Origin of the sequence: Mesorhizobium sp. KR1-2 (assembly GCF_040045035.1) — a bacterium.
GTDB lineage: Bacteria > Pseudomonadota > Alphaproteobacteria > Rhizobiales > Rhizobiaceae > Pseudaminobacter.
On the sequence record NZ_JBDZDS010000002.1, the window covers coordinates 456562 to 475154 of the forward strand.

18 protein-coding genes, 1 tRNA gene and 3 pseudogenes are annotated in these 18593 nt (G+C 66.4%); 14 read left to right on the forward strand and 8 right to left on the reverse strand.

The window, feature by feature from the left end; translation table 11 throughout:
- Genes cbiE through cobM form a run of 3 tightly spaced genes read left to right on the forward strand, consistent with a single transcriptional unit; the run spans nucleotide 1 to nucleotide 2380 of the window.
- Complete coding sequence (cbiE, locus tag ABLE85_RS06390) at nucleotides 1–1236, forward strand: precorrin-6y C5,15-methyltransferase (decarboxylating) subunit CbiE (protein WP_348791858.1); 1236 nt, start codon at nucleotides 1–3, stop codon at nucleotides 1234–1236.
- The gene (locus ABLE85_RS06395) at nucleotides 1215–1619 is read left to right on the forward strand and encodes a cobalamin biosynthesis protein (protein WP_348791859.1); all 405 of its coding nucleotides are present in this window, start codon (nucleotides 1215–1217) and stop codon (nucleotides 1617–1619) included. The genes cbiE and ABLE85_RS06395 overlap by 22 nt, the downstream gene beginning before the upstream one ends.
- Nucleotides 1616–2380: a precorrin-4 C(11)-methyltransferase gene (cobM, locus tag ABLE85_RS06400; protein ID WP_348791860.1), complete on the forward strand. Its 765-nt coding sequence runs from the start codon at nucleotides 1616–1618 to the stop codon at nucleotides 2378–2380. Before ABLE85_RS06395 ends, cobM begins: the two co-directional genes overlap by 4 nt.
- Here the strand turns inward: cobM and ABLE85_RS06405 are convergent.
- Complete coding sequence (locus tag ABLE85_RS06405; protein WP_348791861.1) at nucleotides 2347–3477, reverse strand: cobalt-precorrin-5B (C(1))-methyltransferase; 1131 nt, start codon at nucleotides 3475–3477, stop codon at nucleotides 2347–2349. The two genes, cobM and ABLE85_RS06405, sit on opposite strands and share 34 nt — an antisense overlap.
- 53 nt (nucleotides 3478–3530) lie before the next feature.
- Here ABLE85_RS06405 and cobA point away from each other — a divergent pair, with 53 nt between their 5' ends.
- From cobA to ABLE85_RS06430, 5 genes are all read left to right on the forward strand, one after another.
- Nucleotides 3531–4316 carry a uroporphyrinogen-III C-methyltransferase gene (gene cobA, locus ABLE85_RS06410; RefSeq protein ID WP_348791862.1) on the forward strand — a complete coding sequence of 262 codons (786 nt, stop codon included), beginning with the start codon at nucleotides 3531–3533 and terminating at the stop codon, nucleotides 4314–4316.
- Nucleotides 4313–5626, forward strand: a complete 1314-nt coding sequence (locus ABLE85_RS06415) for a cobyrinate a,c-diamide synthase (protein ID WP_348791863.1) — start codon at nucleotides 4313–4315, stop codon at nucleotides 5624–5626. The genes cobA and ABLE85_RS06415 overlap by 4 nt, the downstream gene beginning before the upstream one ends.
- 3 nt (nucleotides 5627–5629) lie before the next feature.
- Complete coding sequence (cobS, locus tag ABLE85_RS06420; RefSeq protein ID WP_348791864.1) at nucleotides 5630–6394, forward strand: adenosylcobinamide-GDP ribazoletransferase; 765 nt, start codon at nucleotides 5630–5632, stop codon at nucleotides 6392–6394.
- 19 nt (nucleotides 6395–6413) lie between these two features.
- The gene (cobT, locus tag ABLE85_RS06425; RefSeq protein WP_348791865.1) at nucleotides 6414–7424 is read left to right on the forward strand and encodes a nicotinate-nucleotide--dimethylbenzimidazole phosphoribosyltransferase; all 1011 of its coding nucleotides are present in this window, start codon (nucleotides 6414–6416) and stop codon (nucleotides 7422–7424) included.
- Between the two features lie 84 nt (nucleotides 7425–7508).
- Nucleotides 7509–7844 (forward strand): hypothetical protein, encoded by a 336-nt coding sequence (locus ABLE85_RS06430; protein WP_348791866.1) that lies wholly within the window; start codon nucleotides 7509–7511, stop codon nucleotides 7842–7844.
- Nucleotides 7845–7901: 57 nt separating this feature from the next.
- Here ABLE85_RS06430 and ABLE85_RS06435 read toward each other — a convergent pair whose 3' ends face one another.
- On the reverse strand, nucleotides 7902–8705 hold the full coding sequence (locus ABLE85_RS06435; protein ID WP_348791867.1) for an SH3 domain-containing protein: 804 nt from the start codon (nucleotides 8703–8705) through the stop codon (nucleotides 7902–7904).
- Nucleotides 8706–8773: 68 nt separating this feature from the next.
- Nucleotides 8774–9955 (reverse strand): NAD(P)/FAD-dependent oxidoreductase, encoded by a 1182-nt coding sequence (locus tag ABLE85_RS06440; protein WP_348791868.1) that lies wholly within the window; start codon nucleotides 9953–9955, stop codon nucleotides 8774–8776.
- Between the two features lie 138 nt (nucleotides 9956–10093).
- On the opposite strand from ABLE85_RS06440, the gene ABLE85_RS06445 reads away from it, so the two are divergent.
- The 3 genes and pseudogenes from ABLE85_RS06445 to ABLE85_RS06455 form a co-directional block, all read left to right on the forward strand.
- A complete protein-coding gene (locus ABLE85_RS06445) occupies nucleotides 10094–10966 on the forward strand; it encodes a DMT family transporter (protein ID WP_348791869.1) in 873 nt (290 codons plus the stop codon).
- Nucleotides 10967–11108: 142 nt separating this feature from the next.
- Nucleotides 11109–11192, forward strand: a pseudogene (locus tag ABLE85_RS06450) (aldo/keto reductase); the annotation flags it as partial.
- A gap of 61 nt (nucleotides 11193–11253) precedes the next feature.
- A pseudogene (locus ABLE85_RS06455) lies at nucleotides 11254–11732 on the forward strand (transposase); the annotation flags it as partial.
- A gap of 303 nt (nucleotides 11733–12035) precedes the next feature.
- On the opposite strand, the gene ABLE85_RS06460 reads toward ABLE85_RS06455, so the two are convergent.
- From ABLE85_RS06460 to ABLE85_RS06480, 5 genes and pseudogenes are all read right to left on the reverse strand, one after another.
- Nucleotides 12036–12662 carry a class I SAM-dependent methyltransferase gene (locus ABLE85_RS06460; RefSeq protein WP_348791870.1) on the reverse strand — a complete coding sequence of 209 codons (627 nt, stop codon included), beginning with the start codon at nucleotides 12660–12662 and terminating at the stop codon, nucleotides 12036–12038.
- 8 nt (nucleotides 12663–12670) lie between these two features.
- Nucleotides 12671–13348 (reverse strand): pseudouridine synthase, encoded by a 678-nt coding sequence (locus tag ABLE85_RS06465; protein WP_348791871.1) that lies wholly within the window; start codon nucleotides 13346–13348, stop codon nucleotides 12671–12673.
- Between the two features lie 52 nt (nucleotides 13349–13400).
- Nucleotides 13401–13941, reverse strand: a pseudogene (locus tag ABLE85_RS06470) (transposase); the annotation flags it as partial.
- 232 nt (nucleotides 13942–14173) lie between these two features.
- Nucleotides 14174–14249 (reverse strand) — tRNA-Lys (locus ABLE85_RS06475).
- A 111-nt stretch (nucleotides 14250–14360) separates the two neighbouring features.
- Entirely contained in the window at nucleotides 14361–15272 is a 912-nt protein-coding gene (locus ABLE85_RS06480; protein WP_348792121.1) for a PhzF family phenazine biosynthesis protein, read from the reverse strand.
- A 111-nt stretch (nucleotides 15273–15383) separates the two neighbouring features.
- Here ABLE85_RS06480 and ABLE85_RS06485 point away from each other — a divergent pair, with 111 nt between their 5' ends.
- The 3 genes from ABLE85_RS06485 to ABLE85_RS06495 are packed head-to-tail and all read left to right on the forward strand — an operon-like array spanning nucleotide 15384 to nucleotide 18589.
- On the forward strand, nucleotides 15384–16670 hold the full coding sequence (locus tag ABLE85_RS06485; protein ID WP_348791872.1) for an efflux RND transporter periplasmic adaptor subunit: 1287 nt from the start codon (nucleotides 15384–15386) through the stop codon (nucleotides 16668–16670).
- Between the two features lie 6 nt (nucleotides 16671–16676).
- Entirely contained in the window at nucleotides 16677–17381 is a 705-nt protein-coding gene (locus ABLE85_RS06490) for an ABC transporter ATP-binding protein (RefSeq protein ID WP_348791873.1), read from the forward strand.
- Entirely contained in the window at nucleotides 17381–18589 is a 1209-nt protein-coding gene (locus tag ABLE85_RS06495; protein ID WP_348791874.1) for an ABC transporter permease, read from the forward strand. The genes ABLE85_RS06490 and ABLE85_RS06495 overlap by 1 nt, the downstream gene beginning before the upstream one ends.
- Nucleotides 18590–18593 lie beyond the last annotated feature (4 nt).

Genomic DNA, 18593 nt, shown 5'->3' on the forward strand with positions numbered 1-18593 from the left:
ATGCCTGCTGAACGAGAAAACTCCGCCGCTGCCCGCTGGCTGACCATCGTCGGCATCGGCGAGGATGGTGTAGAGGGTCTTGGCGACGAGGCCAAGCGCTGCATTGCGACCGCCGAGGTCGTATTCGGCGGCAAGCGGCATCTGGCGCTGGTGGACGGGCTGGTGACGGGTACGGCCGAGCCATGGCCGACGCCGTTCGACGCCGGCATGCGCGCCGTGCTCGCGCTGTCCGGCCGCCCCGTCTGCGTGCTGGCCTCGGGCGATCCGTTTTGTCATGGCGTCGGCACCACGCTGAGCCGCCATGTGCCGGTGACCGAAATGCGCGTGCTGCCAGCCCCTTCCGCCTTCAGCCTTGCAGCATCGCGCCTTGGCTGGGCGCTGCCGGACACTGAGACGATTTCGCTGCACGGCAAGCCCATCGACCTGATCCGCCCGCTGCTGCATCCGAAGGCACGAATATTGGCACTGACTTCGGATGGCGACGGCCCGGTGGCTGTTGCGAAGCTGCTGCGCGAACTCGGCTTCGGACCCTCGCGGTTCACAGTGCTGGAAGCGTTGGGCGGCCCTTCCGAGCGCCTGACCACAACGAGCGCCGACGCCTTCGCTGTCGAAAACATCAATCCACTCAACGTGCTGGCGGTCGAGGTTGAATCGAATTCCGAAGCGCGCATCCTGCCGCTGGCGACCGGCATGCCGGACGAATTGTTCGAGAATGACGGCCAGTTGACCAAGCGCGAGATCCGCGCCGTCACGTTGTCGACGCTCGCGCCGCGCCGCGGCGAACTGTTGTGGGACATCGGCGGCGGCTCGGGCTCCATCTCCATCGAATGGATGCTGCGCGATCCGTCCATGCGCGCCTTCGCCGTCGAGGCCAATCCCGAACGCGCCGTCCGCATTGCCCGCAACGCCAGCGCCTGCGGCGTGCCCGGCCTGACGGTCGTGGAAGGCCGCGCGCCCGAAGCGCTCGCCGGCCTGCCGACGCCCGATGCCATCTTCGTCGGCGGCGGCGGCTCGGAGCCCGGCGTCATGGACGCGGCGATTGCCGCCCTGCCCTCGGGCGGACGACTGGTGGCGAATGCCGTAACGCTCGAAATGGAAGCGCTGCTGCTTTCGCTGCAAGCGCGCCATGGCGGCGAACTGATCCGTCTTTCCGTATCGCGCGCGGTTCCGGTCGGCACCATGCAGGGCTGGCGCCCGGCCATGCCGGTGACGCAATGGTCGTGGGCAAAACCATGATCGTGGCGGGCATCGGCAGCCGCAAGGGCGTGAGCAAGGAGCAGGTGTTGGGCGCGATCAACGCGGCACTCTGCGCGCACGACCTAGACATTGCGCGTCTCGACGCGCTGGCGACCGGCAAGCTGAAGCAGCACGAAGAGGCGATTTTTCAGGCCGGACGGCAACTTCGCCGCGCGGTCATCATCATCGGCGACGCCGAACTGGCCGAAGCCGGCAAGCGGACAAAGAGCCACTCGGAACTGTCGCTGGAAAAGACCGGCGCGCCCTCGCTTTCGGAAGCGGCCGCACTTGCGGCAGCGGGCCCGGATTCACGGCTGCTCGGCCCTCGTATCGCACTCCAATCGGTCACCTGCGCCATAGCCATCAGCGGAGACAAAGCGTGACGGTTCATTTCATCGGCGCCGGCCCGGGCGCGGCAGACCTCATCACCGTTCGCGGCCGCGACCTGCTCGCAAGCTGCCCGGTCTGCCTCTATGCGGGTTCGATCGTCGCGCCCGAATTGCTCGACTACTGCGCGCCAGGGACAAAGCTGGTCGACACCGCACCCATGTCGCTCGACGAGATCGAGGTCGAATATCTGGCGGCACATGACGAGGGCAAGGACGTCGCGCGCCTGCACTCGGGCGACCTTTCGGTGTGGAGCGCAGTGGCCGAGCAGATCCGCCGCCTCGAGCGCCACGGCATTCCCTATACGATGACGCCCGGCGTGCCCTCCTTCGCGGCGGCCGCCTCGGCTCTGGGCCGAGAGCTGACCATTCCGGCGGTCGCGCAATCGCTGGTGCTGACCCGCGTTTCGGGGCGCGCCTCGCCCATGCCGGAGAAAGAAAACCTGGCCGCCTTCGGGGCGACCGGCGCCACGCTTGCCATCCATCTCGCCATCCACGCCATCGACCGCGTGGTGGAGGAACTGACGCCGCTCTATGGGGCGGACTGCCCGGTGGCGATCGTCTTCCACGCCTCATGGCCTGACGAGCGCGTGCTGCACGGCACGCTCGGCACGATTGCGGCGAAGCTGGCCGAAGACCCGATCGAGCGCACGGCGCTGATCTTCGTCGGTCCGTCGCTCGCCTCGCAGGATTTTCGCGAAAGCTCGCTCTACGATCCCGACTATCAGCGCCGGTTCAGGGGGCGCGATACGCTATGAGCCGGTGCGAAGGGCGCATGCCCTCTCAACTCGCCTTCGCGGTTGAAGACCAGGATTTCGAGCTCGATGTCCGTGCCCTTGAGCGCGGGCGCGGCGGTGCGCCACGCACCAGCGGCAATCGCGTCGCCGATCGGCACGCCCTCGGCCACGGCGAGCGCAAAGGCTTCGGCCACGGTGTTGGCGCCCCTGATGCGCGCGGCAAGGTCTTCGCTCGCACCGGCCTCGGCGGCGACCGCGGCCAGCCCTTCGAGATCGGCCCTGCCCCGGCTGGAATGCACGTCGAGCATGCCCTGCGCGAGCTTGGTCATCTTGGCGACGCCGCCCGCGATGGTGACGCGCGGGACCGGATGAGCGCGGATGTATTTCAGCATGCCGCCGACGAAGTCGCCCATATCGATGAGCTGCACTTCGTGCATGTCGTGGAATTTCTGGACGGCCAGTTCGGACGCGTTGCCGGTGGAACCGGCGACATGGTCGAAACCCATGGCGCGCGCCACATCGACGCCGCGATGGATGGAGTGGATCCAAGCCGAGCAGGAATAGGGAATGACCACACCCGTGGTGCCCAGGATCGAAATGCCGCCAAGAATCCCGAGGCGTGGGTTGAGCGTGCGCTGCGCCATCTCCTCGCCGCCGACGACGGAAATCTCGACCTCGAAATCGGCATTTTCGCCAGCAACCTGATGCACCGCTTGCGTAATCATCTTGCGCGGCACCGGGTTGATCGCCGGCTCGCCCGGCGGGATCGGCAGACCAGGCCGCGTCACCGTGCCGACGCCCGGCCCCGCGCGGAAGACAATGCCGCTGCCCGGCGCGCCGCGGCGCACCGTGCTTTTCACCAGTGCGCCATGCGTCACGTCCGGGTCGTCGCCGGCGTCCTTGACGATACCGGCCATCGCGTGCCCCTCGCCCAGCTCCGAAACAGCGAGCGCGAAGCCGACCACATTGCCGCCGGGCAGCGTGATCTCCACCGGATCGGGGAAATCGCCGGACAAAAGCGCAGCACACGCCGCCTTGGTGGCGGCGGTGGCGCAGGCGCCCGTGGTCCAGCCACGACGCAGGGGAGCTTCTTCGGAGGCGGTCTGTTCGGCAGTCATGGCGCAATCTATAGGCTTGGCGACGCTCCGCGTCATCGTCGAAAGCGGCATTCATGAGTCTCGAAAAAGCTATCGCCCGTTTAAATCATGAGCCGCAGGTGCTCGAACCCGGCCATGTCTGGCTGGCCGGCGCCGGCCCGGGCGACCCGGGTTTGCTGACGCTCGACGTGCTGTCCGCGCTCGCACAGGCCGAGGCACTGGTGCACGACGCGCTGGTGTCGCCCGAAATCGTCGCGGTTGCCGAACAGGCCGAAAAATTCTTCGTCGGCAAGCGCGGCGGCAGGCTGTCGATCCCGCAGGACGAGATCAATGCCCTGCTGGTGAAGCTGGCCCGCGAGGGCCGCAAGGTGGTGCGGCTGAAGGGCGGGCATCCCTTCGTCTTCGGCCGCGGCGCGGAAGAAGCGCTGGTGCTGACCCGCGAGAACATTCCCTGGCGAGCGCTTTCCGGCGTCACCTCGGCCTTCGGCGGCCTGACTTCGGCGGGCATTCCGGCCACAGTTCGCGGCGTCAATGGCGCGATTATCCTCGCCACCGGCTTTGCCGCCGTTTCCGACGACCGGCCCGACTGGGCAGCGCTTGCGCGCACCGGCCAGCCGCTCGTCATCTATATGGGCCTGACGCATATGGAGGAGACCGTTGCAGAGCTTCTGGCGGGCGGTCTGCCGACCGACACGCCGGCGGCGCTGGTCGAGAACGCGTCGCTGCCGCAGGAGCGCACTGTGACCGCGACGCTTGGTACGCTGGTCGAAACCGCCGCGCGCGAAAACGTCGTGTCGCCGGCGCTGATCGTCGTCGGCGGCATCGTCGCGGTGCGTGCCGAACTGCTGGGGGAAGCATGAGCGCACGCGGGCTGATCGTCGGCGCACCCCGCTCGGGCTCGGGCAAGACCAGCGTTACCATCGGCATATTGCGCGCGCTGGCGCGGCGTGGCCTGAGCGTCGGCGGCGCGAAATCCGGCCCCGACTATATCGACCCCGGCTTCCACCGTGCGGCCACCGGCCGGCCGGGCGTCAATCTCGACAGCTGGGCGATGTCGCCGGCGCTGCTCAACGCGCTGGCGGCGCAGGCTGCGTCGCAGGCCGACATGATCGTGCTGGAAAGCGCAATGGGTCTGTTCGACGGCATTCCGAGCGCGCCGGGCCGTTCCGGCTCGGCGGCCGATCTCGCGCGGCTTTACGGCCTGCCGGTGCTTCTGGTGCTCGACGTTTCGGGCCAGTCGCAAACGGCCGCGGCCATCGCCAAGGGCTTTGTCACCTACGATCCGCAGGTGCGTATCGCCGGCGTGGTGCTGAACCGGCTGGGCAGCGAGCGCCACAGGCGGCTTGCGGGCGAAGCCATCGAAGCGCTCGGCCTGCCGGTCGTCGGCGCCGTCATGCGCGACACCGCACTCGCCCTGCCCGAGCGGCATCTCGGCCTCGTGCAGGCGGGAGAGCATGCCGACCTGATGGCGCATCTCGACCGCCTCGCCGACATGGCCGAACGCTCGCTCGACCTCGAGGCGATCATGGCGCTGATGACCCCGCTAGAGCCGCAAGGCGCGGATTTTTCCGACGCGCTTCCGCCGCCCGGCCAGCGCATTGCGCTGGCGCAGGACGCCGCCTTCACCTTCGTCTATCCGCATGTCGCCGCGCATTGGCGCAAGGCCGGCGCGGAGATCGTGCCCTTCTCGCCGCTGGCCGACGAGGCGCCGCGCGAGGATTGCGACGTCTGCTGGCTGCCCGGCGGCTATCCCGAACTCCATGCCGGCAAGCTTGCCGCTGCAACGAATTTCCGTGCAGGCATGCGCCGCTTTGCCGAGACGCGGCCGGTCCATGGCGAGTGCGGCGGGTTCATGACGCTGGGCGAGACGCTGGAAGACGCCGACGGCACCACGCACGAAATGATCGGCCTGCTCGGCCATTCCACCAGTTTTGCCAAGCGCAAGATGAACCTCGGCTACCGGCAGGCGACCCTGCTGGCCGACTGTCCGCTCGGACAAAAAGGCACGCTCGTGCGCGGGCATGAATTCCATTACGCGCAGGTGATCTCGCCCGGCACCGACGAAAGGCTCGCCGACCTGGCCGACGGCCAGGGCAACCCGCTGGGCGCGGCCGGTGGCCGGCGCGGCCATGTCAGCGGCACCTTCTTCCACGCGATCGCGAGGGGTTGAGCGATGGGCGGCGGGTTTTTCGACAAAACGGCCAAGGATTTTGCCCTCGCGCTCGTCTTCCTGACCCGCCTGCCCCTGCCGCATCTCGACTTTTCAGGCCGCAGCCTGTCTTCCGCGCTGTGGGCTGCGCCGCTCGTCGGCGTCGTGGTGGCGCTGATCAGCGGCATCGTCTTTGCCGTGGCCACATGGCTCGGCCTCGCCGCTGGACCGGCGGCGGCGCTGGCGCTCACGGCCACCATGCTTGTCACCTTCTGCCTGCACGAGGACGGCCTTGGCGACACCGCCGACGGTTTTGGCGGCGGCCGCACGCGCGAGCGCAAGCTCGAAATCATGCGCGACAGCCGCGTCGGCACCTATGGCGTGGCTGCACTGGCGCTTTCGATCCTGCTGCGCTGGACAGCGCTTTCCGAACTCGCCACCGTCCCGCATGTCTTAGCGGGCCTGATTGCCGCGCATGCCGCCTCACGCGGGCTTATTCCCGGCTTCATGCATCTGCTGCCTTCGGCCCGCACCCAGGGTCTCGCGGCCGATGCCGGCGCGCCTTCCGCCGAAGTGGCTGTGATCGCCGCCGTTCTGGGCGCGGTCGCCCTCCTCCTGCTCGGCTTGCCCGGCGCGATAGCCGTCGCCGCGATGCTCGCGCTCTGGTTTCTCCTGTTACGTTGGCTCTGCCTCAGCCAGATCGGCGGCCACACCGGCGACACCATCGGCGCCCTGCAGCAGGGCGCGGAAATCCTCGTCCTGCTTGCCGCAAGCGCAACTTTTGCCTGACCTTATCGGAGCCCCCACGATGACCTTCACCTCCTTCGAAGACCTGCGCGTCGCCTGCGAGAATCTGCCCATGGGGAGCGATTCGGCCGCCGAGGCCGTCGCCCGCCGCCAGGACACGCTGACCAAGCCGCAGGGCAGCCTCGGCCGGCTCGAAACCATCGCCGCGTGGCTGGCGCGCTGGCAGGGCCGCGACATGCCCAAGCTCGACAAGGTGACAGTGATCGTCTTCGCCGGCTCGCATGGCGTGACCGCGCAAGGCGTCTCTGCCTATCCGTCGGAAGTCACTGTGCAGATGGTGGCGAATTTCGCCGGCGGGGGTGCTGCCATCAACCAGCTCGCCCGTATCGCCGGAGCCGAGCTTGCCGTCATACCGCTCGATATCGAACGCCAGACCGGCGACTTTACGCAGGAGCCGGCGATGGGTGAGCAGGAATTCCTCGCCGCCGTCTCGGCCGGCTATGAGGCGGTCGGCAAGGACACCGACCTGATCTGCTTCGGCGAGATGGGCATCGGCAACACCACGCCGGCGGCCGCCATCTCCGCTGCCCTCTTCGGCGGCGGCGCGGAAAAATGGACCGGTCGCGGCACGGGCGTCGACGACGCGGGCCTGAAGCGCAAGGTGACGGCCATCGACAAGGGCCTCGCCCTGCACGCGGACTCCCTCTCCGACCCGCTGAAGGTCGCCGCCGCCCTCGGCGGGCGCGAACTCGCCGCCATCTTCGGCGCGACGCTCGCCGCGCGCCGGCATGGCGTTCCGGTGCTGCTCGACGGTTTTGTATGCACCGCCGCGGTCGCGCCGCTGGCCAAACTGCATAACGCCGGCCTCGACCATGTTCTCGCCGCCCATGTGTCGGCCGAATCCGGGCACCGGGCGCTTCTGGAAGCGTTGGAGCTGAAGCCGCTGTTCGATCTCGGCATGCGGCTTGGCGAAGGTTCCGGCGCGTGCCTGGCCGTCAACGTCGTGCGCTCGGCGCTCGAGTGCCACACCGGCATGGCAAGCTTCGCCGAAGCCGGCGTTTCGGAGAAATAGCCGTCGCGGGAAGTCCCGTTTCAGGGTGGAACCAATGGCGGCAGCCGCCGTTCTGGTTCCATCAAGCTAACGAGGACTTCCCTTATGGCTTCCGCATTTTCTAGGCTCCGCGACGAGACGCTGTCCAAGTTTCGCGACGACATGGCCGAGGATCTGGAGGACCAGATCTGGGCATTGCGACGCGAGGTTTCCTCGCTGAAGAAGAGATTGTCGAAGCGCGGTGCAGCCGCTTTCGAAGACACGCATCGCGGCGCCTCGGACATCTATGACGAGATCCTGTCGCGCGTGCACGACGCCATGCCCCATATTGCCCGGCGCACGCGCAAGGTGGGGCAAGCCGCGCGCGACAATCCCGTTGCGACGACCGTCATCGGCCTGGCGGTTGTGGGGCTCCTGATCGGCCTGCTCGTCCGTCGATAGGCAGGCGCTTCTACCGGGTGCCTTGCGCGTCCGCTCGCGCGCGCATCATTGTGGCGATCACAGATAGCACTGGACGTTGCGGCGGCTGCGCCGGCTGTAGGCGCTGCGTTCGCCGCATTGCGAGCCGTCGATCATCAGATCGTAGGGACACTGGCAGTCGCCCGCCTGCGGCGCCCGCAACGGACGCTTCGACCCGAACAGCGACTTAGCGCTTGAAAACAGTCCGGCCTGCTCGGTTCTTGGCGGCGTATAGGCCTGGGGCCTCACCGACGCCGGCGGCTCGGCACGCGCCACCACAGGGGCCGGGCCGGCCTTTCCCGGCACGGATGCGGCAGGGCGCGGCGCCTCGGGACTGGCCGGGTGCAGATATTCCGCCAGGATCCAGCCCTTGCGGCCGTGCACTGCCACGAGTTGCCATTTGCCGTCACGCAAGATCGGCTTGACCGCCTCGCCAACCGCCAATGTCGCCACCAGGGGCGCGCTGGGGTTGGCGGTGCCGCGCATGTTCACCCGCGTGGTCGTGTAGAGCATGTTGTCGGGTGCCCGCTGCGGCAGTGGATGCTCCGGCTTCACCACGGAGCTGGTGACGATCTGCGACGGGCGCGATGCCGGCGCCACGATTTCCTTGGGCGCGCTCGGCGGCGTGGCGGCAACCTGCTGCTTCGACTGCAGGCTTGGCGCGACGGCGCCCGGCGGCTTGGGGCTTGCCGGCGGCTCGGCCTTGTGCTGCGTGGTCACAGCCGGACGCGACGGCGCCTGCGCCTTGCGCGGCGACGGCGGCTCCTGGGTCATTGCCCAGACGCCCGCGCCGACAGCGCCAAGTACCAGCCATCTCAGTTTGGGGAGCGCGAATCCAACCATGGAGCCACCATGGCGCGAAGGTTTTAAGACGCGGTTGACGCGCCGTCCCTTCGTCGTCGGCCGGCCGCTCAAGCCGCCTGCCCCGCGCACCATCCGGACGACCACGCCCACTGGAAATTGTAGCCGCCCAGCCAGCCGGTCACGTCCACCACCTCGCCGATGAAATAAAGGCCCGGCACGGTCCTGGCCGCCATGGTCTTGGAATCGAGATCGCGCGTGTCGACGCCGCCCAGCGTCACCTCGGCCGTGCGATAGCCTTCCGAACCCGCGGGCTTGATTCGCCAGCCATTGACCATCTCGGCCACCTTGCGAAGCTGCTTGTCCGAAAGGTCGGCGATGTTGCCGGGCAGGCGCGCCTCCTCGGCGATCGACTGCGCCAGAGCCTTGGGCAGGTTCGCGCCAAGTGCCGTCTGCAGAGCTTGCCGCCCGTTGGCGGCGCGGGCCTGGCGCAGCGCCTCGAACATGTCCGTTCCCGGCAGCATGGAAATGCCGATCTCCTCGCCCTCGCGCCAATAGGACGAGATCTGCAGGATCGACGGCCCGCTAATGCCGCGATGGGTGAACAGCATGGCCTCCTCGAAGCGGGTCTTGCCGCAGGAAACCGCCGCAGCGTCCACCGCCACGCCCGCCAGCGGCTTCAACCGCGCCAGCGTGTTCTGGTCGAAGGTCAGCGGCACCAGGGCCGGGCGCGTCTCCACCACCCGCAGACCGAATTGTGCGGCAACGTCGTAGCCGAAGCCGGTCGCGCCCATCTTTGGGATCGACTTGCCGCCGCAGGCCACCACCAGCGACGCGCAGCGCACCGTGCCGGTCCCCAACGATAGCGAGAAGCCGTCGCCCGTCCGCTCGATGCGCTCGACGCTGGTGGCAAGCCGAAGCTCGGCGCCATGGCGCTTCATCTCGGCCACCAGCATGGCGATGATCTGCGTGGCCGAGCCGTCGCAGAAAAGCTGGCCAAGCGTCTTTTCGTGATAGGCGATGCCGTGGCGCCCGACGAGCGCGATGAAGTCGCGCTGCGTGTAGCGGCTGAGTGCGGAGATGCAGAAATGCGCGTTCTGCGACAGAAAATTCTTCGGGCTGGCATGGATGTTGGTGAAGTTACAACGCCCGCCGCCCGAGATGCGGATCTTCTCGCCGGGTGCCGCGGCATGGTCGACGACCAGCACCGAGCGGCCGCGCTTGCCCGCCTCGATGGCGCACATCATGCCGGCGGCTCCCGCCCCGATCACCACCACATCGACCCTGTTCAAGATCATCCGCTCCTTCACCGAAGGGCGCCCTCTACACCAGCTCGGCGGCGAAGGGGAGTGACAATGTCGCGCACTGGCCCATGCAAATGAGCCACGAGAACGATTGTCGCGCTGGCGGGACGGCCGCATACCAGCGCCATGACCGCCAGCCAATCTCTCCCCAAGGCCGCCTTCTGGATGGGCTGCTCGCTTACCTGCACGCTGATGATGACGGCGGCCGGCCGCGAGACGACGCGCGAACTCGGCCTCTTCCAGATCATGGAGATGCGCTCGGTCATCGGACTGCTGCTGCTGTCGCCGCTCGTGTGGCGCGCCGGCGGGCTGCGGGCGATGAAGTCCGCGCATCCGGTGCAGCACCTGACGCGCAATATCGCCCACTATGTCGGGCAGTTCGCCTGGCTCTATGGGCTCACCCTCATTCCGCTGGCCCAGGTCATCGCAATCGAGTTCACCGCGCCGATCTGGACGGCGCTTCTGGCCATGGCCTTTCTGGGCGAACGCATGAACGGATGGAAGACGGGCGCAATCCTGCTCGGACTGATCGGCGTCACCGTTATCGTGCGGCCGAGCGGCAACGGGATCGAACTGGGCCAATTCGTCGTGCTCGGCGCAGCAATGACATTCGCCCTCTCCTACGTGCTCATCAAGTCAATGACGCGCGCCGACAGCGCGGTGAAGATCATCTTCTGGATGCTCGTCATCCAGTCGGTCATCGGCCTCGTTCCGGCACTGCACAGCTGGCAATGGCCGTCTGCCCATGTCTGGCCGTGGATCGTGGCTCTGGCCTTTGCCGGCTCCTTCTCGCACTACTGCACCGCGCGCGCCATGTCCCATGCGGACGCGACGGCGGTGATGCCGATGGATTTCCTGCGCGTGCCGCTGACCACCCTGCTCGGCTATCTTGCCTATTCCGAAAGTATCGATGCCTTCACCGCTCTGGGCGCGGCGCTGATCCTGAGCGGCAACCTCCTGAACCTCGGCAGCCGCGTCCGGTCGACCGCGCCAGCCTGAATGAGCTAGCCGGGCCCGCCGGTTGCCTGCCGCTGTTTTGCCTCGGCCTGCTGGCGGGTAAAATGCCTGTGTTCATCACCTCGAAGCTGCGCAACGCGGCCCACGAGCGCGACAAGGCGCTGAAGGCGCCTACGACTAAAGGGTGAAAAATCTCGGCCTGGAACAGCTCGACCTGTTTCTCATCCACTGGCCGCTGCCCAAGCAGAACAAATATGCCGAGGCCTGGAAGACGCTGATCGAACTGCGCGACCAAGGCCGCATCAGATCGATCGGCGTTTCCAACTTCATCGGCCACTTGGCAGAGGTGCCGGGTCCACTTCATGCGCAATGCCCTGGCCCATGCCGGCAAGAGCGGACGGCGCGTCGTCTCGGCCTTCATCGCAACAGCCGTCGCCCAGGACACGCCGGAGGCCGCAGCCAGCAATGGCGCAACGTCGCCGCCCAGATCAGGCCGAAGCTGCCCCAGCTCGCCACGCACATGGACAGCGCCGAGGAGGACGTGCTGGCCAACATGACCTTTCCCAGGCAGCCTGGGACGCAGCCGCACAGCACCAACCCCATCGAGCGACTGAACGGCGAGATCAAGCGGCGAACCGAGGTCATCGACATCTTTCCCAACGACGATGCCATCGTGCGCCTCGTCGGTGCGTTGCTGCTCGAGCAGAATGACGAGTGGGCCGTTCAGCGATCCGGATACTTGTCCCTTGAGACCATCGCCGCAATGAGCGATAAACCGCTCATCAGCCTGCCCGCTGCGGCAAGCTGATCCGTTCCCGGCCCAAGCCGGAAAGCACGGCCAGCGCCGAAGCTACACCACTCCTTGGGACATCATCTTGGAACGGAGAGTATCAACACCACATCGCCGCGTCTTATCAGGTCAGTCCTGGTCGCATGAATGAGGTGCAAAAAGGGCGTAAGCACGTTGGCAGCGAACAGGTGGCCGGCTCGAAAAGGAGGGCTGCCTAATGGCTGGCGATACCCACGCGATCCTTTGCGGTACGGGTTCGCAAGGGGGGGCGAGATCTGGTTGCGGCGATTGCGCACTGCTGTGCCGGTCGTTCCGAACCGATCACGTTGTTTTCACGATCTTGGCTTTCACGAAGACGTCGTAACGAGTGCTCTTTCCCAAGATCTGATGGGACGGTTTGGGGAGCCCTGGCATCGGCTCCGCACGCAGGGGCCACTTAAGCACCACTCGGTTGCGCGCAGTCTCCAAGGCGACCTGCATGAGTTGCAAGGCGTCGGGATCGGTGCCGACGATTTCGCGGATAAGCCGCATCTCCTTCTTCACCAGGGCCGTGTTGCCGCGTGGCGGGTGCATCGGATCGACCAAGACCACCTGCGGGTTCAATTGCGGCAGCAGGGCGCACGAGTCGCCATGGATCAGCGTCATCCGCGCAACGGTTTCGGCATACCGTCCCCCCTGCAGTCGGGCACGGTCGAGCCCTTCGGCAAGGAGGTCATGCATCGTCCTGGAGCGCTCGATGAGGGTGACGGGCGCGCCCAGCGATGCCAAGAAAAACGCGTCACGGCCGAGGCCGGCGGTAGCGTCCACGATTTCCGGCATAACGCCCGGCGAAAACCCGGCGGCTTTCGCCAGAGCCTGCCCACGCCCCTCGCCAGAGCGAAAACGATGACCGATCGCGCCGCCGACGAAATCGACGATCAGGGATGTTGTGTCGACGTTTTGCGCCATCGTCGCTCTCAGAAGGGCACGGGGGCGGTGAAGGTGACGTGCGAGCCCTGGGGATGGCGAAAGCTGAGTTCTTCGGCGTGGAGAAGCAGGCGGTCTGCGGCCGCCAGAGCCGCGCCGTCCGCATAGAACTCGTCGCCCAGGATCACGTGACCCAACGCCTTCATGTGCACGCGCAACTGGTGTGTGCGTCCGGTCAACGGGAAAAGGCGCAGGCGCGTGGTGTTCTCGCCATATCCGAGAACGCGCCAGCGCGTCTGCGCGGGCTTGCCGTGCTCGTGGTCGACGCGATGCCGGGGTTTGTTGTCAGGGTCGATAGCCAAAGGCAGGTCGACCAGTCCTTCCTCATCCTGGACCCGACCCCAGACCTCGGCCACATAGGATTTTTGGGTGGTGCGCGCCTCGAACTGCGCCGCAACCGCGGCATGTGCCTTGCGATTGAGCGACATCAGCACCAAGCCGGACGTGTCCTTGTCCAGTCGATGAATGATCAGGGCTTTGGGAAATTGTTCCTGAACGCGCGTCGCCAGGCTGTCCGCGAGTGCAGGATGGCGTCCGGGCACGGAAAGAAGACCGCTCGGCTTATCGAGCACGAGAAGGTCTGCGTCGCGATGGAGAATCGAGACGTAGGGTTCCAGTGGCGGATTATAGACTGGAAAAGCATCCGATAACGACTTCATGGCGGCCATCTACCATGGAATTGAGCCGCGCGGAAATCTGAGTGGCCGGCCGACTGAAAACGGCGGCCTTGATGCCTTCGTGGGCATCGGAGACGACGAGCTTGACGCCGCGCAGACCGCGTCTTGTCGGCTTTCGAAGGAACTCCGTCCAGATCGGCTCGGCCTCAGATGTGCCGCTCTCCATGCCCAACACCTCGCACCGTCCGTCGGCATTGACGCCGACGGCGATGACCACGGCGACAGGGACGATGCGCCTGCCACGCCGGACTTTCAGGTCGGTGGCGTCAATCCAGAGCTAGGGCCACTCGCCCTCAATGGGCCTGTCGAGGAGAGCCTTCACGGAAACTCAGGAAATAGCTGCCAGTCCGGAGCTTCGGAATACGCAACTCAACCGTCCCGGCCCGTGTTTCCCAGTCCCGGTCGCGATCGCCGTTGCGCCGGGCAAGTCGGAAGGCATTCTTCTCGCCGTAGCCCGCGCCCGTCTTCGCGCCGACCTCCAGCGCCATCAACTTCTCGGCGGCGAAGCCAATCATCGCGCACAGCAAATCTGCGTCGGCGCTCTTCTCAACGAGCGAGCGCAGGTTCTTCATGTCGTCGGTCATCAGTGGTCTTTCCATCAGGTTGGTCTTCAACAACCCGACCCTACCGGAAAAACACCGGTGACCACCCAGCCAGCTACACCCCTCCTTGGAGTCGCGTTGGGCCGAGATTCGGCAGCCTGCTTTGGAAAAGGAACAGAACGCGAATTGGAAACCGTCTACCAGAAGTGGAAACCGCTGGCAGCGCGATACACTGGCAAAGCAGCGAGAAAAGCACTAATATCAAGAGGTTGATTGGTGGGTGTGCACAGGATCGAACTGTGGACCCGCTGATTAAGAGTCAGCTGCTCTACCAACTGAGCTACACACCCACTCATCCCCGGCGCCGCCGGTGATGGGCGCGATATAGCCATACCTTTCTGGCCTGTCCAGCCCCCCGAACACGCATTTGTCGTGAAAGTTTCAAATCTTTTTTCCGCCACTCACGCGAAAAGCAGGCCTTCCGCCACTTTCACGGCATTTCCGCCGATACGAGCTGCAATCATTTTTGTGCCCTCGACGTCGATTTCGAGCCGTATCCGCGACGGTCGACCCATTTCCATGCCCTGTTCGATCCAAAACTGAGTCGGCCCCTCGGCCAATTCGTCGAATCGGGCAATGGCTCCGGAGAAGGCGGCGGCAGCCGAACCGGTGGCAGGATCCTCGTAGGAAGGCGTGCCCGGCACGAACATGCGCGCATGGAAGGCGCTGTCATGGTGAACCGTGTCGCGCGTGTAGACATAGGCGCTGGCGCGCTTGCCGTCGCCGCGTTGCGGGGAAAGCTCCATCCAGGCCTGGTTGTCGAGCTTGGCCCTGCCGATCACATCGAGCCCGGCGACCGGGATGGTGATGTAGGGCACGCCCGCGGTCCATAGGCCGACTCGATGATTCTCGAAGCCGAGTTCATGCGGCCCAAGCCCCAGCGCCGCGCCCACCACCTCCGGTTCGACGTTGAGCTCCAGTTGCCGCGGCAGCTCGGGCAGGTCGAATTCGGCGAAAGTGCCGGTCGAGTTGCTGGAGATTGCGCAGCGCAGCAGGCCGATATTCTCCTCGAGCATCAGGATCTGGTCCATCCCCTCCGTTCCGGCCAGCTCCGCCAACGCGATGGCGGTGCCCACCGTGGGGTGACCCGCAAAGGGCATTTCGTACACCGGCGTGAATATCCGCACGCGCGCCTTGTGGGCTGGATGCTGCGGCGGGGAAACGAAGGAAGTCTCCGAGAGGTTGAACTCGCGCGCGATTCTTTGCATCGCGGCCGTGTCGAGCCCCTCCGCATCGAGCACGATCGCCAGCGGGTTGCCGGCCAGCCCCTCGGTCGTGAACACGTCGTAGACGAGATATTTCCTGCCCTTCATCATTATATTCCCCTGCCCGCAGGCAAACATGAGCGAAATTTAACTTGTATTGTCGGCTCCCAGCCCCGAGTTGTCACGCGGTAGGGACGCTAGAACATAGAGGGGGCCGTCATGGACCAGATTGTCAATCGGCCAGCGACGGATACGCCGGACGACGTCGCGGAAGCGCTGGGACTCAACGGAAAAAGTGGCAAGGGCAGCCGCCGACGTGGGTGGCTCTATGCGCTCGGCGCGCTGGTGCTGATAGGTGCGGGCGCTGCCTATCTCTGGGCCGCGCCCTCCTCCACAAAGGTCAGCTATACCACGGTGCCGGCCGCGACCGGCAACCTCACCGTCGAGGTGTCGGCCACCGGCACGCTGCAGCCGCTGACGCAGGTGGAGATCTCCAGCGAGCTGTCCGGTGTCGTCCGCTCGGTTTCGGTCGAGGAAAACCAGCAGGTGCGCAAGGGCGACGTGCTGGCCGAACTCGACACCACGCGCCTCGTGGCGCAGATCGAACGCGCCGAAGCATCGGTCAAGGCCGCCGAAGCCAAGGTCACCGACGCCCGCACCACGCTGAAGGAAAGCGAACAGACGCTGGCCCGCTCGAAGCAGCTCGCCCAGCGCGGCATGGTGGCCGAGCAGGCGCTGGAGAGCGCCGAGGCCGCGCGCGACCGTGCCGACAGCGCGGTGGCCAGCGCGGTGGCCAATCTGGCCATCGCCGTCGCCGAACTGAAGCTGCAACAGGCCGACCTCGAGAAAAGCACGATCTATGCACCGATCAACGGCATCGTGCTCACCCGCTCTGTCGATCCGGGCCAGACGGTCGCCTCGTCGCTGCAGGCGCCGGTGCTGTTCGTGATCGCCGCCGACCTGAAGCAGATGGAGCTGAAGGCGGCAATCGACGAGGCCGACATCGGCGCGGTTGCGCCAGGCCAGAAGGCCCGCTTCACGGTCGACGCCTTTCCCGAGCGCCGGTTCGACGCCGAGATCCGCGACATCGCCTATGCCTCCGCCACCACGGAAGGCGTCGTCACTTACAATGCCCGCTTCGACGTGGACAATGCCGAGATGCTGCTGCGGCCGGGCATGACGGCCACCGTCGCCGTCGTCACCCGCGAAGCCAAGAACGTCGTCACCGTGCCGAGCGCTGCCTTCCGCTACCGCCCGCCTGCGCCGCAGGCACGCAGCGGCTGGAGCCTGCAGAACCTGTTCATGCCGCGCATGGGTCGCCCCGGCGGCGAGCGCCAGCGGCAGGCCGCTCCCGACGGCACGCGTACGCTCTACGTGCTGAAGGACGGGGCGCCGGAAGCCGTGAAGGTCAAGACCGGCTCCACCGACGGCGAGGACACGGAGATCCTGTCGGGCGTCTCGGCCGGAGATCTCGTCATCACCGGCTCCGGCCAGGCGCGGAACTGAGCCGCCATGGCCGAAAAGCCGCTTATCAGCTTCGACAAGGTGCGCAAGAGCTACGGCCAGGGCGAGGCCCAGGTGCACGCGCTGGCCGGCGTCGACCTCACGATCCGCCGCGGCGAGTTCGTGGCGATCATGGGCCCTTCGGGCTCGGGCAAGTCGACGGCCATGAACATCATCGGCTGCCTCGACACGCCGACTTCCGGCCGCTACGGCTTCCTCGGCGTCGATGCCGGGCGGCTGGATCGCAACCGGCGCGCTGTGCTGCGCAACCTCTACATCGGGTTCGTCTTCCAGGGCTACAACCTGCTGCCGCGCACCACGGCGGCCGAAAATGTCGAGCTGCCGCTGATCTATCGCGGCGTGGCACATGGCGAGCGGCGCGAGCGGGCGCTGGAAGCGCTGGATCAGGTCGGGCTTTCGGGCCGGCAGAACCACACGCCGGCCGAGCTTTCGGGCGGCCAGCAGCAGCGTGTGGCGATCGCGCGCGCCATCGTCACCACGCCGACCCTGCTGGTGGCCGACGAGCCGACCGGCAATCTCGACACCGCGCGCAGCCACGAGATCATGGAACTGATGACCCGGCTCAACCGCGACCTCGGGCTCACCATCGTCATGGTCACGCACGAGCCCGACATCGCGGCCTATGCCAAGCGCACGATTGGCTTCCTCGACGGCAATATCGCCTCCGACACGCTGAACGAGGAGGCCGCCTGATGCTTTGGGAAACGGTCCGGCTGGCACTGCGCTCGATCCGCCGCAACGTGCTGCGCTCCTTCCTGACGCTGCTCGGCATCGTCATCGGCGTGGCCGCCGTTATCGCCATGATCACGATCGGCTCGGGCACGACCGAGAAGGTGAAGGGCGACATCTCCAAGCTCGGCAGCAATCTTCTGGTGGTGCGCGCGGCGCGGCCCGAGCGTGGCGGCCCCGCCTCCTTCACCCCGCGCCAGCTGGAGGAAAAGGAGCTGCTTGGCCTGCGCAAGGGTCTCACCAGCGCCAAGGCCGTGTCGGCGGCCTCCCAGAGTACCGTGCGGGTCGTCTATGGCTCCGAAAACACCGCCGCCAGCGTGACTGGCACCGACATCGAGTTTTTCACCGCGCGTGACTGGAACCTGTCGTCCGGCCGCATCTTCACCGAATCGGAAGTTCGCGGCGGCGCCAGCGTCTGCCTGCTGGGAGAGACGGTTCGCAAGCAGTTCTTCGGCACCGGCGATCCCGAGGGGCAGGCAATCCGCGTCAACCGCACCAGTTGCAAGATCATCGGCGTGCTGGAAAGCAAGGGCACTTCCGGCTTCGGCCAGGACCAGGACAATGTGGTGATGATGCCGCTCGGCGCGTTCCAGCGCCGCATCTCGGGCAACCGCAACATCGACGCGATCTATGTCGCCGCGCAGGACGGCGTAGCCACCTCCGCCGTGCAGGAAAGCATCGAGGCGATCATGCGCGACAGCCGCCGCATCGCCCCCGACGCCGACGACAATTTCGAGGTGCGGGACATGACCCAGATCGCCGACGCCATGGCGAGCGCCACTGCCACCATGACCGGCATGCTGGGCGCGGTTGCCGCCGTCAGCCTGCTGGTGGGCGGCATCGGCATCATGAACATCATGCTGGTGTCGGTCACCGAGCGCACGCGCGAGATCGGCATCCGGCTGGCCATCGGCGCGCATGAAAAGCACATCCTGATCCAGTTTCTGGTCGAGGCGACGGTGCTGTCCTTGCTGGGCGGGCTCATCGGCATCGCGATCGGGCTGACGCTGGCGGGCGTGGCTTCGCTGACGCTGTCCATCCCCTTCGCGCCGAGCATCCCGATCATCCTGCTGGCGGTCGGCTTCTCGGCGCTGATAGGCATGGTGTTCGGCTTCTTCCCGGCGCTGCGCGGCGCCCGCCTCGACCCCATCGACGCCCTGCGGCACGAATAGGCTT

What these genes read in the sequence shown, in the direction of transcription:
- cbiE (WP_348791858.1), top strand. Translation starts at nt 1, where the DNA reads ATGCCTGCTGAACGAGAAAACTCCGCCGCTGCCCGCTGGCTGACCATC.
- ABLE85_RS06395 (WP_348791859.1), top strand. Translation starts at nt 1,215, where the DNA reads ATGGTCGTGGGCAAAACCATGATCGTGGCGGGCATCGGCAGCCGCAAG.
- ABLE85_RS06405 (WP_348791861.1), bottom strand. Translation starts at nt 3,477, where the DNA reads ATGACTGCCGAACAGACCGCCTCCGAAGAAGCTCCCCTGCGTCGTGGC.
- cobA (WP_348791862.1), top strand. Translation starts at nt 3,531, where the DNA reads ATGAGTCTCGAAAAAGCTATCGCCCGTTTAAATCATGAGCCGCAGGTG.
- ABLE85_RS06415 (WP_348791863.1), top strand. Translation starts at nt 4,313, where the DNA reads ATGAGCGCACGCGGGCTGATCGTCGGCGCACCCCGCTCGGGCTCGGGC.
- cobS (WP_348791864.1), top strand. Translation starts at nt 5,630, where the DNA reads ATGGGCGGCGGGTTTTTCGACAAAACGGCCAAGGATTTTGCCCTCGCG.
- cobT (WP_348791865.1), top strand. Translation starts at nt 6,414, where the DNA reads ATGACCTTCACCTCCTTCGAAGACCTGCGCGTCGCCTGCGAGAATCTG.
- ABLE85_RS06430 (WP_348791866.1), top strand. Translation starts at nt 7,509, where the DNA reads ATGGCTTCCGCATTTTCTAGGCTCCGCGACGAGACGCTGTCCAAGTTT.
- ABLE85_RS06435 (WP_348791867.1), bottom strand. Translation starts at nt 8,705, where the DNA reads ATGGTTGGATTCGCGCTCCCCAAACTGAGATGGCTGGTACTTGGCGCT.
- ABLE85_RS06445 (WP_348791869.1), top strand. Translation starts at nt 10,094, where the DNA reads ATGACCGCCAGCCAATCTCTCCCCAAGGCCGCCTTCTGGATGGGCTGC.
- ABLE85_RS06460 (WP_348791870.1), bottom strand. Translation starts at nt 12,662, where the DNA reads ATGGCGCAAAACGTCGACACAACATCCCTGATCGTCGATTTCGTCGGC.
- ABLE85_RS06465 (WP_348791871.1), bottom strand. Translation starts at nt 13,348, where the DNA reads ATGGCCGCCATGAAGTCGTTATCGGATGCTTTTCCAGTCTATAATCCG.
- ABLE85_RS06480 (WP_348792121.1), bottom strand. Translation starts at nt 15,272, where the DNA reads ATGAAGGGCAGGAAATATCTCGTCTACGACGTGTTCACGACCGAGGGG.
- ABLE85_RS06485 (WP_348791872.1), top strand. Translation starts at nt 15,384, where the DNA reads ATGGACCAGATTGTCAATCGGCCAGCGACGGATACGCCGGACGACGTC.
- ABLE85_RS06490 (WP_348791873.1), top strand. Translation starts at nt 16,677, where the DNA reads ATGGCCGAAAAGCCGCTTATCAGCTTCGACAAGGTGCGCAAGAGCTAC.
- ABLE85_RS06495 (WP_348791874.1), top strand. Translation starts at nt 17,381, where the DNA reads ATGCTTTGGGAAACGGTCCGGCTGGCACTGCGCTCGATCCGCCGCAAC.